Below are 1,339 nucleotides of genomic sequence, written 5' to 3' on the forward strand. Positions count from 1 at the left end.
AAAACGATCGTATTCGTGCATCTTATGAAAATCGTTTAGAAGAGCTTTTGAAATCGAATGAGAAAAAGAAGTAAGTTTTAGGAGGACACGACCATGAAATCAACTGGCATCGTACGCAAAGTCGATGAATTAGGGCGTATCGTTATCCCAATGGAGCTACGCAGAACGCTTGAAATCAACGAAAAAGACCCTGTTGAAATTTTCATTGATGGCGAGGAAATTATTTTACGAAAGTATGCGCCACAAGCTGCTTGCATAGTAACAGGAGAAATTACGCCAGATAACTTCACATTATTTAATCACATCACCCTTTCTCCTAAAGGGGCTGAAGTGTTGCTAAATCAACTGAAACAGAAATAATTGAACTCTTCATAATGTAGAAATGGATAGGCTACATTTAGTTGGACACACTTTATAGAGTATAGAGGGCAAATTCTAAGTCTATCAACGGAGAAGAGCTTTACGTGGAGCAATGGGCATGATAGCCTCGTTTGGCTAAGCCAGCCTGATATTGCTGGCTTTCTGGCGCAAGGAGTCATGCCCATAGAGGCTCCATGTCAAGCAACTTGTACGCCCCTTATGCTTTAAGAGCACCCTTATAAAAGTTGTCCAAAAGTGTTGCCATACCACTTCAGCACATTCGCAATATCGCGTGCTACTGAAGGCTTTTCTGCTAATACTACACTTTTAGCCATATTAAACATCCTTTCGTAAATCCTTGTGTTTAATATAGCATAGAGAATATAGTTTAAACATTTATTCCAGTGCTTCAATATATGAGGGTAGCGTCAGTAAATCGTATTTTTATGACGAGGCCACATGTTTATGATGACCGTAGCTGTGATATTTTAGAAGGCAATCTAGAAACAATTACCCCCTCGTATAAGTATTATATGATGGGGTATTGGAGCATGATAAAGTAGTAATCTCTAATATTTTTGAAAGATAGATATTTAGAGATATGTATGATAGGAAAGTAGGTGAAAGACCGGATCTTCATCTGCTTCTTTATTTTAATAACGGCTTTTATTAAATGCCCAAACGTCAGTTGATGAACGAATAGGGATAGAGTATGTTGTATTTATTCGAATGCGGAAGATTTAGAAAGGGTGAGCAGGTGAAAGTACAAGATCATTTTGAAGTGCTTAATTATAATACATCGGTTTTAAAAATGCCGTTTACGATAGCTCATGTACTTATCACACTTATTTTAACCATTTTAATTTCAGTAAATGATGCACCAACTAGTAATATTGTGTTGTTTATTTTAGGCTCAGTTTTATTTAGCGTACTTCACTGGATGGGCAGTTGGTTATTTAAGCGGTTTAGTACGTTTTAT

Annotated in this window: 2 protein-coding genes; both read left to right on the forward strand. The window is 37.0% G+C overall.

Annotated features, from left to right (window positions below; all coding sequences use genetic code 11):
• Nucleotides 1-93: 93 nt before the first annotated feature.
• Nucleotides 94-360, forward strand: a complete 267-nt coding sequence (locus QI30_RS19015) for an AbrB/MazE/SpoVT family DNA-binding domain-containing protein (RefSeq protein ID WP_126992088.1) — start codon at nt 94-96, stop codon at nt 358-360.
• Between the two features lie 757 nt (nt 361-1,117).
• On the forward strand, nt 1,118-1,339 hold a 222-nt coding region (locus tag QI30_RS19025; RefSeq protein WP_148113898.1), incomplete at its 3' end, for a hypothetical protein.

It is taken from the genome of Candidatus Kurthia intestinigallinarum, from assembly GCF_003991225.1.
GTDB lineage: Bacteria > Bacillota > Bacilli > Bacillales_A > Planococcaceae > Kurthia > Kurthia populi.

Bases quoted from the DNA above. Each gene is read 5' to 3' on its own strand.
- QI30_RS19015 (WP_126992088.1), top strand. From the start codon at position 94: ATGAAATCAACTGGCATCGTACGCAAAGTCGATGAATTAGGGCGTATC.